This is a genomic window from Acinetobacter sp. FDAARGOS_558 (assembly GCF_003937785.1).
GTDB classification, from domain to species: domain Bacteria; phylum Pseudomonadota; class Gammaproteobacteria; order Pseudomonadales; family Moraxellaceae; genus Acinetobacter; species Acinetobacter baumannii.
On record NZ_RKJH01000001.1, the window covers coordinates 20,682 to 35,146 of the forward strand.

Consider the following 14,465-nt stretch of genomic DNA (forward strand, 5'->3'; position numbering starts at 1 on the left):
AGCCTCTTCGGAGGCTTTTTTATTTTCGGTATATTTTGTGCTTATAGATAAGACGTGAATTTATAAATAAAGGATTTCAAGTTTGATTAACTTAAAAAATCTTGATCGTGAGAATTGGCTTCTATGCGCAAAATTATTATTAGATGAATCTCAAAAGGACTATGTCGCACCAAATGTATTTTCTATTGCTGAGTCTAAAGTTGAGGAACACTATTGCCCAAGAGTGATCTGTTTTAATGATGAGGTGGTTGGGTTCTTAATGTATTGTGTGGAAATTGCTCCCCCTGATGAGACATTATTTTGGCTGTTTCGATTTATGATTGGCAAAGATCATCAAGCTAAAGGTTATGGTACCTTAGCGTTGCAAATGGCAATTGATGAAATGGCTTCAAAAGGGGCTAAACGAATCCGAACGATGTATAAATCTTCTAATAACATTGCTGGAAAACTTTATAAAAAAATGAATTTTATAGAAACTGGGGAATATGATGAATGTGGTGATATTATTTTAGAGTTGGGTATTTCTTTTTAAAAACGCTAACTGAGAATTCAAGTTAGCGTTGAAGGAAATGGAATTAACTAAAGTTAAAAGCGATATTAATTGCTACTCACAATCCCAATTTTAGTTACACCTAAACGCTGCGCCGTAGCCATGACCATCGCTACATTTTTATATTCAGCCATTTGGTCTGGTTTAAGTTTGATTTGGTCTTGATCTTTTTTGGCGACAACACCTTGAAATAAAGTCTCTAGTGCCTTGCGGTCAGAAACCTGTTGGTTATTCCAAAATACTTTGCCTGCTGCATCAATTCTTACATCAATGATTTCAGGTGGCTTTTCATTTGTTGGTGGCGGTGTGCCATTTGGCAAATTAATATTAATCGCATTGTTTGGTGCAGGTATAGTAATAATAAACATAATAATGAGTACCAGCATGACATCAATAAGCGGTGTCATGTTCACCTCTAGCATTACATCGTCATCATTATTTGAGCCAACATTCATACCCATAAAATTCTCCTTAAAATCATTACGGGGAAGCTGGAGGGGTAGTAACAAAGGCAATTTTGCCAATACCAGCTTGTTTGGTCGTACTAATGACCTGATCTATCGCTTCAAAATGGGTAAGCTGATCTCCTCGAATATGTACCTCCGGCTGCGGTCTTTTTTGTGCCACAGCTTGTAATTTTGCTAACAATATTTCTTTATTCGGTACATAACTCTCGTTCCAGAAAATATCGCCTTTCTTATTAACTGAAAGTTGAATATTTTCAGGCGTGGTCGCGTACGGAGTATTTTTTTCTTCTGGTAGTTTCACCGGAACTGTATGTGTAACTACCGGAATAGTAATAAGAAAAATAATAAGTAAAACTAACATGACATCTACGAGAGGTGTCGTGTTAATCGTTCCAATCATTTCGTCATCATCTTCAGAACCAACACTCATACCCATAATGTCTGCTCCTGATTATTTAATGCTGCGATTAATTGAATTGTTGGTATTAATTTCTCCGCTTAATAAAACTGCATGTAAATCGGAACCAAATGAACGAACATTTTCCATCACTGCTTTATTACGACGAGTCAACCAGTTGTAACCCAGTACAGCAGGTACTGCGACCGCAAGACCAATAGCTGTCATAATGAGAGCTTCACCAACTGGGCCTGCAACTTTATCAATAGATGCCTGACCTGAAATCCCGATTGCAGTTAAAGCGTGATAGATTCCCCATACTGTTCCGAAAAGACCTACGAAAGGTGCTGTAGAGCCAACTGTTGCTAAAAAAGCGAGACCGCCGCCTAAATGGTTTTGTACTTTTTCGATGGCACGTTGTATTGAAATGCTCACCCAAGTATTAAAGTCAATGCGTTCAAGTAGAGAGCCGCCGTGTGATTTAGTCGAGTTAATGCCTTTTTCTGCAATAAAACGGTATGCGCTACTTTGTTCTAAACCTTCTGCAGCATTATCAAGCGAAGTTGCCTCCCAGAAATGTTTTTCAGCTTCTTTACCTTGGCGTTTGACTTTACCTTGTTGTAATAATTTAGAGATGATGATGTACCAAGTACCAATCGACATGAGTACTAAAATAAATAAGGTAGACTTAGCGACTAAGTCACCTTCACGCCAAAGGGCTTCTAGACCATATGGATTTTTAACAGTTTCACTTGTTGAAGGCTTTGGTGGTGGAGTTGGAGTAGTTGTATTTGAAGTAGCTTCAGTAGTTGCTGTTGCCACAGGAGCATTGCTCGTTTCTTCTGCGAAAACTGAGCTTAATGGAAGTAACGAGCAAGCTGCGATTAAACTTGCAGAAGCGAAATGTACTAGTGGTTGAGTTGATTTTTTCATCATATATCTCCAATATTTTTTAATTTCTTGCTAATTCAATTGTTTATTCAATTACGAATGGATATTCAATTTCATACCAGTCTTGCTGAGGCACGCCATCTTTCATTGCTGGTTTGAACGTACATAAGCTGTAGGCTTTAGTTGCTGCTTTATCTAAAATTTTGCTGCCACTCGATTTTTTTACTTTGGCATCAATGACTTTGCCGGATGTATCAACCAAAACACGTATACGCACCGTTCCTTGCTCTTCGTTCATGAGTGCTTCGCGTGGATATTCTGGTTTTTCACAGCCCGCAGAGCCTTCTGAAACACCACGAGTTACACCAGCGGGTTTAGGTGCTGGTGCAGCAGCTGCCACTGGAGCTGGTGCAGCAACAGGACTCGGAGAAGGAGTACTAGGTGCAGCAGGAGCCGGAGTAGCGACTTTAGTCGGTTGAGCTACTGGCGTCGTTTTTTGTACTGGTGTTGCTACTTTCTCTACTTCTTTTGGTGGCTCAGGAACCTTGGCAACTTTTTCTACCATTTTTGGTGGCTCAGGTGGTTTTTCCTTTGGTTTCGGCTCTTCCGGTTTTGGTGGAGGAGGTGGCTTAGTATCCTGAATAATTTGTAATTCCACAGGTTTTTCTGCTGGTTTTTGAATATTGTTTGCTAAACCTGACATCAGAATATAGGCAACAAGAAGATGCAGAAAAATGACTGCAGCAATACCAATTAGGCGTTTGGCAGATTTATTTTCTATGTCTGTAAAAGTCATGCCCATAGTTACTCCTGAAACTGTAGACAAACAATTTATATTGAAATGCTTGGTTAAAGATTTATGCATTTCTTGTTTGGCTAAGTGAGAATTTTATTCTGCAAATATGGTCCATCAACGTTATGGAGCCATATTTGCAAAAACACCCATTTAGAATTTGTAAGTACCACGTAAAAAGTACGTACGGCCTGTAGGGTCGCTATAACGGGGGTCATAACCCATTTGAAAGTTGTCCTCAACATTAGTTGCAGCGGGTTCTTCATCAAAGATGTTCTTGATACCAGCAGTTAACTCTAAATTTTTAAAGCCTTTGTATGTGCCCGAAACGTTGTAGAGTGTGTAGTCACTGACTTTATGGTTTTGATCATTGGCGTTTTGATCGTCATAACCACGAGTGAACTGTTGTTGGAAATTGAGAGCCCAGTCTTGGTAATTCCAGTTTAGATTGGCCACATGTTTCCATCGAATGATTGGACCAGTACCTTCGTAGCTGCCTACGTTGTGAATCCATTCGCCATCTTTTTCATTTTGGTAGTCATATTTGATGACATAAGTACCATCAATACCAAAGCTATAACGGCCTGTTGCTGTGATTGGTGTAGCATAGTTTAAGCTGACATCAATCCCGGAAGTTTTTAAATCTCCCATATTTTGTTGAGTGGTGATGATATATGCGAGTGAACCATCAGAATTACGTACAAACTTATCTGCATATTTAGTTGGATTGTTAAAAATATCGCTTTCTGGCAGAGCTGAAATTTGTTTTTCAACTTCGATATTGTAATAGTCTAAAGTTAAGACTAGGTTTTTGATTGGTTCTAACACGAAGCCGGCTGTGAATGATTTTGATTCCTCTGCATCTAAATCTTTGTTACCACCATTTTTACGGTCAAATTGCATATTACAATCGCGGCTTTTATCACCGCCAGCGGCTTCGTTTACTTTTCCACCTGGGCAGAGAATCGGATCATCATAGCTGGCAGATGTATTAGTTACAGAGTTTGGTGCATTCATTTCCCAAAGAGTAGGGGCACGGAAACCTGTACTATAAGAAGTACGGAACATTAATTGTTTGATTGGTTCCCAACGAAGTGCAAATTTAGGATTAAAAGTATCGCCAAAGTCACTGTAATCATCATAACGTGCGGCAAGTTGAGCTTCTAATGTTCTATGAAGTGGAATGTGCAGCTCGGTAAAAGCAGCTTTGATTTCACGTTTCCCTTTGTTGACTGGTTCATCTGGATCTACACCAGTACTTGGTGCGAGACTTGCGATTTCTGAATTTACTTTCGATGTCCAGTCATCACGACGGTAACTAGCCCCGACTGCGAAGCCAACGTCGCCTGCTGGTAATGTATAAATTGGTCTGCTTGCTGTGAAATCAACTGTGGTTGAATCAACATCGGCATCCATATATTTACCAGTTACGCCTAAAGTCCCCCATAAACCAGCATCTTCAGGTTGTTGTGCACCAAAAGGGTTAAGTTTCCCTGCAAGTAGTGCTTCAGAAGTCTTACCGTAGTTTAAGTAGCCGCTGTCTAATGCATCTGAGGCTTTACTTTTCGCATAGGTAATGCCTGTATTGATATCCCAACCATAAGCTTCGCCTTCTAAACCACCAAAGATACGATGGGATTCATTGACACTTGTACTTACGCGATTGCCAGCTTGCGAGCGTAGAGATAGGGTAATGTCTTGTCCATTGACGCCTGCTAATGCAGGAGTAATGCCGTTACCTGGATAGTATTTACTATTTCCTTCAAGTGGTAAGTCAAAGAATACATCTGGAGCAACCGAGGTAGTTACTTCATTGCGTGCATATACATATTCAGCTATAGCATTAAAATTATCATTGAGTTTGAAGGTTGCACGTCCCATTGCTGAGATGTCTTCTGTTTTTGGAACAATACCGATTACCGCTTGGCTATTGAAGCGGCAGGTATTTTCATCAACGTAAACAAGAGGATTATCTCCACAACCTGTTGCAGCGTAAGGATTTCCTAAATTTTTTGAAATATTTGCAGGAAATGCACCGCTACTACTTCTTTTAACACCTAGCTCAGGTAGTAAGCCACCACGTTCACTGACTTTACGGTCTTTTGCCATGATGTCATTACCATGACGATAATCTACAACACCAAAAACGTTGAAACCATTTTCATCAAGATCACCAAAACCACCAAAAACGCTAATATCTTGCGTATCTCCACCAGTCTGTTCTGGCTGAGTTAACCCGGCACTAATATTTAAACCAGTGAATTGTTTTTTGGTAATAAAGTTAATAACACCACCAATCGCATCTGTACCATAAATTGCTGATGCTCCATCTCGTAAGACCTCAATGCGATCTAACATAGCGAGTGGAATAATATTTAAATTAGTGACACCACTATCATAAGCATTAGCAGCTAAACGACGACCATTAAGTAAGATTAAGGTTTTATTGGCGCCAATACCACGTAGGTTTGCTGTTGAACCAGCTGTACCGCTTGCTCCTACATTTTGTGCCGTAACAAATCCTGCTTGGTTTGCGGTGATTTTAGATAATGCTTCCTCTGTTGTTGTTACCCCTTGTTTTAATATTTCATCAACTTTCACCACGGTAATTGGCGAAGCACTTTGTGCCGCAACCCCTTTAATTGAAGAACCTGTAACGGCAACTTTTACGACTTTTGTTGGTTTTTCATCGGTACTTGATTGTTCGGTTTCTGCTGCTTGTGCCATGGTAAGACACATCATGCTTAAACTAAGGGTGCTTAATTTAAGAATTGTTTTGCCAATCTTGGGGGTTGCCTGAGATCGAACATTGTATTTTTTTTTCATCGTGGACTTGATCCCTTTTTGTTGTCGTTAGCGATATTGCTGGAAAGTTTTTAAGCAAAGCAAGTGCCAACTATATATTTTTCTTTTTTTAGTTTATGCAAAATATTGATAAATATTGATTTTATTATGCTTGAGTATGATGCTTTAGCTTTTTTGATATAAAAATAAATTTTCCGTTTGGAAAATTTTTTGTTGTTGGCGAAAAGTTTCAAAATTATTTGTATAAAAAATATACATTACTGGACTCTTCACATACTTATTAAATAAAAATGTATCGTTTTAGAGCCTTTTAATATGTAATGTTATAATATTTATAACTACATGGTTAAATTATATTTTTATTATTAATCAATAGATTGTTTTAAAAATATCTGTAATTTAGGCTTGATCTAATGTGGATCATAATTAATTTTTAATGTATTTTATTTGTGCATTTAAGGTATTAGATGATTAACTTATATGAATATAATATTTGGCAAAAAGTTACTTTTATTTATATAGTTCAAACGTTTTTAAGTATCTAATAAAAATATGAATTTTTAATATTTTTAAATATTTTAAGATGGATATTAATAAATGGCATGAAATTCGCTTTATATTCAATGGTTACAAAACACTAGGTATTTGAGTTTATTTTTCCATTTGATCAAATCGAAAGAGCATAAAGGAAAGCAAATTTTAAATCCTAAATAGGCCTATCTGTTGAAAAAGAACTTTTCTTATGCAGATTTAGATGTTACTCAAAAGGATAATATCTTTTAAAAAACTAATTACGTGGGTATGAACTTGAAATTAAAATTTTTTAAGCTCGCCATTTTAAGTCTGGCTATTACATCAGTTCCTTGTGCTTACGCAATTACGCCAGCGCAACCAAACAAAATTTTGCATGTTGCCTATGAGGCCCCAGATGATGGTTTCGATATGGTCAAAACCACCAATTTCTATAGTGCTAGTATTGCTGAGGCAATTTTTGAGCCTTTACTCAAATATGACTATTTAGCACGTCCATTACAGTTAGTTCCCAATACTGTAGAAAGCCTGCCCAAAGTGGAACAAGACGGTAAAGTTTATATATTTAAAATTAAGCCGGGTATCTATTTTACCAATGATCCAGCTTTTAAAGGTAAACGCCGTGAGTTGGTAGCTGAAGACTATGTCTATACAATTAAACGCATTTTAGACCCTAAAAATAGAGCGCCTTCTGTTTCTTTTATTGATGGTAAGTTACAAGGTGCCGATACGGTTGTAGCTCAAGCAAAGAAAACTGGAAAATTTGATTATGCTGCTCCGATTGCTGGAGTTAAAGCTCTTGATCGATATACTCTACAATTTACTTTGACTCGCCAAGACTTTAATTTTCCTTATATTCTTGCCTATATTACTTTTGGTGCTGTTGCTAAAGAGGTTGTTGACTATTACGGTGACCGTATTGGTATGCATCCCGTAGGGACTGGTCCTTATATGTTAAGTAAATATGTACCGAGAAGTAAGGTCGAGTTGGTTGCCAATCCTGATTATCGTGGTTTTGTCTGGAATTTTAAGTCAACAGGAACACCTTGGGATAACCAACTTGTTAAGGAAATGTCTGGAAAGAAAATGCCACAAGTTGGCAAGGTGGTGGTCAGTATCATTGAAGAAGAGCAGTCACGATGGTTAGCTTTTCAGTCTGGACAACTAGACTTTGATAAACTCACAGCGAATGCTGTTCCTCAAGCTTTAGATGGAAATCAGCTTAAAGCTTCTTTTAAGAAGAGGGGAATTAAGCACTATCCAAATAAGGATCCTGAGATTACCTATACGATGATGAATATGCGGGATCCAGTGATCGGTGGTTTTAACCCAGAAAAAATAGCGCTTCGTAGAGCAATTACTCTGTCATACAATCAAAAAGAAAGCATACAACAAGCTTATAAAAGTCAGGCTGTTAGATCACAAATGTTTATACCTGAAGGTGTAAACGGATATAACCCTAAATATAAAAGTAGCGTAGGATATAATCCGCTGTTAGCAAATAAACTACTTGATTATTATGGTTATAAAAAAGCGGCTGATGGCTATCGGACCTTACCAAATGGCAAACCTTTAATTTTAAAAATCAATACAGAAAATAGCTCAGCATCGGTTATTCATTCAGAACTCTGGAAAAAAAATCTAGATGCGATTGGCATTCGAGCTGACTTTAAGGTAAGTAACTTTGCAGATAACTTAAAAGCCGCTACTCAATGTAAATATATGATCTGGAGCGGTGCATGGATTGCTGACTATCCTGAAGGAGATAATTTTGCACAATTACTATATGGACCAAATGCTGGGCAGGGAAACCATGCTTGTTATCAGTCTAAAACCTATGATGCTCTTTATACTCAGGCCATTCATTTACCACCTCAACAACGGCTCCCATATTACGAAAAACTTAACCGTCAGATAGAAGCTGATAACCCTTGGATTATTCATGTAACACGAATTCGTAATTGGTTGATACAGCCTCAAGTTCAGGGGTTTAAAGCTCACCCAATGATGAATACAAACTGGCAATATCTTGATATTACCCCTATTAAAAAATAATTTTAGATAAAGATCATCATGACCGAAAATTTAAAACAAAAGCTTAAGCACTGTAGTGTCGGCCTATTCTTTGCTGGAATGGCTTTAACGGGTTCTATATCTATTTTTGCGAAAAGCCCAGCCGATCCAAATAAAGTTTTGCGTTATGTATTCCCAACAGCTGAAACAGGCTTCGACCCAGCTTATGTACATGACTTATATTCAGCGCATGTACTCACATCTATATTTGAAACTTTATATACCTATGACTATTTGGCAAGACCAGCAAAATTAATCCCACACGTGGCTACGGCTATGCCAGAAGTGAGTGCAGATGGTCTGACTTATACCATTCACATTAAGAAGGGTATTTACTTTACAGCCGACCCAGCGTTTAAAGGTAAACCTAGAGAGTTAACAGCTTACGATTATGCATATTCTTTTAAGCGGTTATTAGACCCGAATTTACGCTCACCCAATAGTTGGTTATTGGAAGATAAAATTGAAGGTATGAATGCTTTAGTCAAAGCAGCCAATAAATCCGGAAAATTTAATTACGATCAAAATGTAAGTGGTTTACAAACACCTGATAAGTACACTTTGGTGATTCGGTTAGTAAAACCAGACTATAACTTTCCTTTATTACTGGCCCATGATCCGACAGGTGCGGTGGCACGCGAAGTCATCGAGAAATATAAAGATAAAGCTGGTTTTGTTATGGGGCATCCAGTAGGAACTGGACCTTATATGCTCAGTAAGTGGATACCTGCCTCACGTATTGTTTTAAAAGCAAATCCTGAATATCGAGGTTTTACCTGGAACTTTAATGCCAGTAGCCCCGGGGATGAAGCAATTGTAAAGCGCCTTAAAGGTAAACAAATGCCTCAAATCGGCACAATTGATATTCAGGTGATGGAAGAAAACCAGTCACGATGGTTAGCATTCCAGCGTGGTGAGGTAGATATCATTCAGCTTGAAGGGCAATTAGTTTCAAAAGCGATTAAAGGCGGTAAATTAAGACCTGAGCTCGCAAAAGAAGGCGTGCAATTATCTCGTATTGTTGATCCAGAAATTAGTTATATCTATTGGAATCTCAAAGATCCCGTTGTTGGAGGAATGAGTAAAGAAAAAATTGCCTTACGCCGTGCTATTGCGATGTCCCGTTCAATAGATCAAGAGATTAAATTGGTAAGGAATAGTGATGCAGAACGTCTTCATTTCCCAGTTCCACCTGGTGTAGTGGGATATGACCCACAGTATAGAAGCAGTACGCCATATTCAGTAAAAGCAGCCAATCTGCTGTTGGATCGATATCACTACAAAAAAGATGCTTCTGGTTGGCGTACACAACCAAACGGCAAGCCGCTCGTGGTCGAATATAAAGCGCGCAATGACAGTATTGGCCAACAAAGTGCTGAACTTTGGAAGAAAAACTTCGATAGCTTACATATTCGCATGGTGTATAAGCCAATGCTTTTTTCAGACTTACTTCGATCACAAAAACAATGTGAGGGAATGTTTGGTTCTTCTGCATGGATAGCTGATTATCCGGATGGGGATAATTTTATGCAGAATTTTTATGGCCCAAATACTCATATGACTAACTGGTCTTGTGGTTCGATACCAGAGTTTGATGAGTTGTACCGCCAGTCTCAACAAGTGAAGCCAGGCCCAGAAAGAGATGCGTTATATCGAAAAATGACGCGCTTGTTAGAGGTTTATATGCCTGTGCAAATGTCTTATGCACGCTATCGCAATATGTTGGCCCAACCACGAATTATTGGATATAAGAAGCATCCGATTTTACATGCTGAATGGATGTACTTCGATATTGATACAAATACGAAATCTAATCATTAAATGAAAAAAATTGGAGATACGATGAAAAATAATACACTGAAAATGACTACATTATGTATGTTGACCATAGGTATAAGTCAATTTGCATCGGCTGAAGTGACGCGTGCGACATTACCATTACTCAAAGCAGAGCAACTCCCAGCATGGTGCGATTCTAATTTAAAAAAAATTCAGCAAGAGATTTCTAGTTTTGAAAAAACGCCTGTTAAAAACGATGCTGCCGCTGCTCCGATATTAGCCAGGTGGGATAAAATTTTTGCTCATCTTGAAGATTTTTCGGGGCCCATAGGTCTATATAGTAACGTCGACCCAGATGCGAAATTACGTAAGGCAGCAGAAGACTGCGAAATCAAAATTAATCAATTTCATACGGATATATTCCAAAACTCCAAACTGTATAACGTAATTAAAAATACAAAAGCGACTGATCCGATTGACCAGAAATACCGTCAAGATATTCTGGATCAATTTGAAGACACAGGGGTTCAGTTAGAACCAGCAAAACGCGCAAGAATGAAGGCTATTCTGGATGAGTTGACTAAACTTGAACAAGAATATAATCGTAATATTCGTGATAACCCGGAAAAACTTGAATTTACTCCTGAAGAGATGAAAGGCTTACCGGAAAGTTATATTTCGGGGTTAAAGAAAAATACGAAAGGAAATTATCTATTAGGTTTTGAGTATCCGGAATATCGTCCATTTATGGAGCTATCGGATAATGATGATGCCAGAAAAAAATACCAGATTGCCTTTACACGACGTGGGACTGAACAAAATTTAAAACTACTCAAACAGGCAATAGATTTACGTTATGAACTTGCACAGTTATTTGGAAAAGCAAGTTATGCAGATTGGGCTTTAAAAGACCGAATGGCAAAAACACCAGAGGCTGTAAACAAGTTCTTGGCAGAAGTACAAAAAACGGTAGCACCACTTGAACGTAAAGAAGTAGAAGAGCTTCGTGTATTTAAAGCACAAACCTTAAAGACGCCGTTAGACAAAACCGAGATAACGCGTTGGAGTGAAGCTTACTGGAGCGAAAAACTTCGTAAGAGTAAATATCAGATTGATCAGGAAAAGCTTCGTGATTATTTTCCAACTTTAGCTGCTCAAAAATGGTTATTTTCCATTTCATCTGATCTTTACGGTATTGATTTTAAACCTGTCAAAGTTAAAGCATGGCAGGATGAAGTTGAATATTACGATGTAGTTGATAAAAAGACAGGAAAGCTCCTTGGTGGCTTATATATGGATAAATTCCCCCGTGAAGGGAAATATGGCCATGCAGCAGTTTGGGGAGTATATGGTGGCAGCACTTTAACCAACCGATTACCGATTTCAGTATTGGTGACCAACTTTAACCGTAAAGGTTTAAATAGTGATGAGCTTGAAACTTTTGTACATGAGTTCGGTCATGCTTTACATGGCATCTTATCAAATACCCGCTATACCAGTCAGTCCGGAACTTCTGTAGAGCGTGATTTTGTAGAAGCACCTTCTCAAATGTATGAAGAGTGGGCACGCCGTAAAGAAACCTTATCTAAAGTGGCCGATTATTGTGATCCAGCTTGTCCACGTGTTGACGATGAATTAATTGCCCGTTTAAAAGCAGTACATAATTATGGCCGTGGCTTGCGTTATGCCCGTCAGACGCTTTATGCACAATATGACATGGCACTTCATACGGCAGATGCCTTAAAAGTAAAACCTTTAGAAACTTGGCAAAAAATGGAAGCTGCTACAGCCTTAGGATATGTGCCAACAACAGAGTTTCCTGGACAGTTCGGGCATTTAATGGGTGGTTATCAGGCAGGTTATTACGGTTATATGTGGTCTGAGGTTTTAGCGCTAGACATGCTTTCTGCTTATGGTGACAACCTGAACAACCCACAAGTGGGACAACGTTATCGTCAGACGATTTTATCGCAGGGTAGCCAAAAACCGGCAGCTGAATTGGTTAAAGATTTCCTTGGTCGTGATCCTGACAATAAAGCATTCTTTAACGAAATTACCGGACAACGGGTTAAATAAGGAATTATCACTATGCTGGCATATGTTATTCGGCGTTTATGGCAGATGATTCCGACCATGTTGGGAGTAGTGCTGCTTATTTTTATCTTATTTAATTGGGTCGGTGGAGATCCTGCCTATATTCTGGCAGGTAAGATGTCTAACCCTGAGCAGATTGAAAATATCCGTAAACAGTTAGGTGTTGATCAACCTTATTATGTTCAACTTTGGATTTTTATTAAGCAAATTCTTACTTTTGACTATGGCGCAAGTTGGAGCACAGGTGAATCCGTTTCACAAATTATCTTAACCCGTTTAGGACCGTCGCTCACACTTTTAATTCCACTCACCATTTTACAAACAGTCATTTCAATTATTTTAGCATTGGCTGTAGCGGCGGTACGTGGCTCTCTAACTGATCGTATGGTCATGATGTTATGTACCATCGGTATGTCGATTAGTATTTTGGTTTACATTATTGTTTTTCAATATGTTTTGGCTTATCAACTGAGCTGGTTTCCAGTACAGGGATGGAGCGATAGTTTTACCGACAATTTATTTAAGTTTTCCTTACTACCAATTCTAATCATGCTGGTGGTGAGTATTGCACCTACTTTACGTTTATATCGTAGCTTTGTGCTTGATGAGGTAAATCAGGATTATGTGAGAACCGCACGTGCTAAAGGTGTAGGGGAAAGCCGAATTTTAAGTGTGCATGTTCTACGTAATGCCTCAATTCCGATTATTACTGATGTGATGTCAAATTTACCGGCATTATTGATAGGTGCATTTTTAATTGAACGCTTTTTTGGTATTCCCGGTATTGGTCGTGAAGTGATTATTGCTGTAGAGCGTAGTGATTTTCCTGTCATCAAAGCCATTACTGTATATATTGCAGCTGCAACCATGATTTTTAATTTGATTGCGGACTTGGTCTACAAAGTGGTTGATCCACGTGTACAGTTGAAGTAGGTGGGTTATGCTGAGTGTTTTATCAAAAAGAAAGTTAGAAACCCAGACAGCTCCTGCTTCAGCGGGGCTATGGCGACTTGCCATGCGTCGCCTTCGGGCCGATAAAATTGCAATGGCATCGCTCATTGTTGTGTTGTTCTATTTGATCGTATTAATACTATCTCTAACGGGTGTGATTGCATCTGATTGGAATAAAGAAGTTGCTGTCAGTTATGCGCCTCCTACATTTATAGGTGCAGATAAGACAACTGAAGCTTTGAAAAGTACAGCCGCTGTAGATGAGGAATTACCGGAAAATCCAGTCGATCCCTTAAAAGATGTAATTCACCAACTCAAGGCTGAAATCAAACAAGAAAAGAGCTCTGGAAGTGCAATTGATTATTATGGTGTAGTTGATCCATTAGCTGATGATATGAAAGCAATTGATCAGCAACTCGGTGGACATTTACTTGATCAGCAAAGTGAACTAAAAAGTACCCTAATTTTTGGTGCTGACAAATGGGGACAAGATGTCCTTAAAAAAACCATTAAAGGCGCTGAAACTTCAATTATTGTAGGGCTTGTTTCTGCCTTACTGGCAGTCACATTAGGAACGCTTTTAGGGGCAATTTCAGGTTATTTTGGTGGTTGGGTCGATGATATTCTCAACTGGTTTTATAATATTTTTACTTCCATTCCATATTTATTATTAGTTCTTGCGATTGCTGCTGTACTACAACAAAAGGGCATTTTATCTATTGTTCTGATTTTAGGCTTAACGGGCTGGACAGGTGTCTATCGGTTAATTCGTGCTGAATATATGAAACATACGGCACGCGAATATGTACTTGCAGCTAAAGCCATTGGTGTCGGGCATTTTCGCCGTATGTTTATTCATATTTTTCCTAACGTCAGCCATATTGCATTGGTCCAAATGTCTATTTTGGTGGTTTCTTTTATTAAATCGGAAGTTATTTTGAGTTTCTTAGGGTTCGGTGTGCCAGTAGGTGTAGTGTCTTGGGGCAGTATGTTAAATGAAGCACAAAGTGAACTTCTTTTAGGTAAGTGGTGGCAGCTTGTCGCAGCCTCTGTCGCAATGGCTGTTTTGGTTACGGCATTTTCAATGTTTACTGATGCGCTACGCGATGCATTAGACCCGAAACTAAAATAAGA

The 14,465-nt window shown here is 38.6% G+C and carries 11 protein-coding genes and 1 pseudogene; 6 read left to right on the plus strand and 6 right to left on the minus strand.

The annotated features are described in order from the left end of the window. Positions 1–82 precede the first annotated feature (82 nt). Positions 83–532 (plus strand): GNAT family N-acetyltransferase, encoded by a 450-nt coding sequence (locus EGT34_RS00105; protein WP_000609116.1) that lies wholly within the window; start codon positions 83–85, stop codon positions 530–532. A gap of 65 nt (positions 533–597) precedes the next feature. Here the strand turns inward: EGT34_RS00105 and EGT34_RS00110 are convergent, their stop codons facing one another. From EGT34_RS00110 to EGT34_RS00135, 6 genes and pseudogenes are all read right to left on the minus strand, one after another. Then, complete coding sequence (locus EGT34_RS00110; RefSeq protein ID WP_000525666.1) at positions 598–1,011, minus strand: ExbD/TolR family protein; 414 nt, start codon at positions 1,009–1,011, stop codon at positions 598–600. 19 nt (positions 1,012–1,030) lie between these two features. Further along, the gene (locus EGT34_RS00115) at positions 1,031–1,453 is read right to left on the minus strand and encodes an ExbD/TolR family protein (protein WP_000525862.1); all 423 of its coding nucleotides are present in this window, start codon (positions 1,451–1,453) and stop codon (positions 1,031–1,033) included. 15 nt (positions 1,454–1,468) lie between these two features. Continuing rightward, the gene (locus EGT34_RS00120; protein WP_031971902.1) at positions 1,469–2,350 is read right to left on the minus strand and encodes a MotA/TolQ/ExbB proton channel family protein; all 882 of its coding nucleotides are present in this window, start codon (positions 2,348–2,350) and stop codon (positions 1,469–1,471) included. 40 nt (positions 2,351–2,390) lie between these two features. Further along, complete coding sequence (locus EGT34_RS00125) at positions 2,391–3,107, minus strand: energy transducer TonB (RefSeq protein WP_000525885.1); 717 nt, start codon at positions 3,105–3,107, stop codon at positions 2,391–2,393. Positions 3,108–3,251: 144 nt separating this feature from the next. Continuing rightward, positions 3,252–5,924: a TonB-dependent receptor gene (locus EGT34_RS00130; protein WP_000731496.1), complete on the minus strand. Its 2,673-nt coding sequence runs from the start codon at positions 5,922–5,924 to the stop codon at positions 3,252–3,254. 520 nt (positions 5,925–6,444) lie between these two features. Continuing rightward, positions 6,445–6,537: pseudogene (locus EGT34_RS00135) on the minus strand (hypothetical protein); the annotation flags it as partial. A gap of 161 nt (positions 6,538–6,698) precedes the next feature. Between EGT34_RS00135 and EGT34_RS00140 the strand changes: the two are divergent. From EGT34_RS00140 to EGT34_RS00160, 5 genes are read left to right on the plus strand one after another with little or no spacing between them, the layout of a single operon-like run. After that, a complete protein-coding gene (locus EGT34_RS00140) occupies positions 6,699–8,489 on the plus strand; it encodes an ABC transporter substrate-binding protein (RefSeq protein ID WP_001993958.1) in 1,791 nt (596 codons plus the stop codon). Positions 8,490–8,504: 15 nt separating this feature from the next. Next, positions 8,505–10,328 carry an ABC transporter substrate-binding protein gene (locus EGT34_RS00145; RefSeq protein WP_086241975.1) on the plus strand — a complete coding sequence of 608 codons (1,824 nt, stop codon included), beginning with the start codon at positions 8,505–8,507 and terminating at the stop codon, positions 10,326–10,328. Then, positions 10,329–12,362, plus strand: coding sequence for a M3 family metallopeptidase (locus EGT34_RS00150; protein ID WP_086241976.1), 2,034 nt, complete (start codon positions 10,329–10,331; stop codon positions 12,360–12,362). It abuts the gene before it with no gap. A gap of 12 nt (positions 12,363–12,374) precedes the next feature. Next, positions 12,375–13,313 carry an ABC transporter permease gene (locus tag EGT34_RS00155; protein ID WP_000881924.1) on the plus strand — a complete coding sequence of 313 codons (939 nt, stop codon included), beginning with the start codon at positions 12,375–12,377 and terminating at the stop codon, positions 13,311–13,313. 7 nt (positions 13,314–13,320) lie between these two features. Beyond that, on the plus strand, positions 13,321–14,463 hold the full coding sequence (locus EGT34_RS00160; RefSeq protein ID WP_000953840.1) for an ABC transporter permease: 1,143 nt from the start codon (positions 13,321–13,323) through the stop codon (positions 14,461–14,463). Positions 14,464–14,465: the final 2 nt, after the last annotated feature.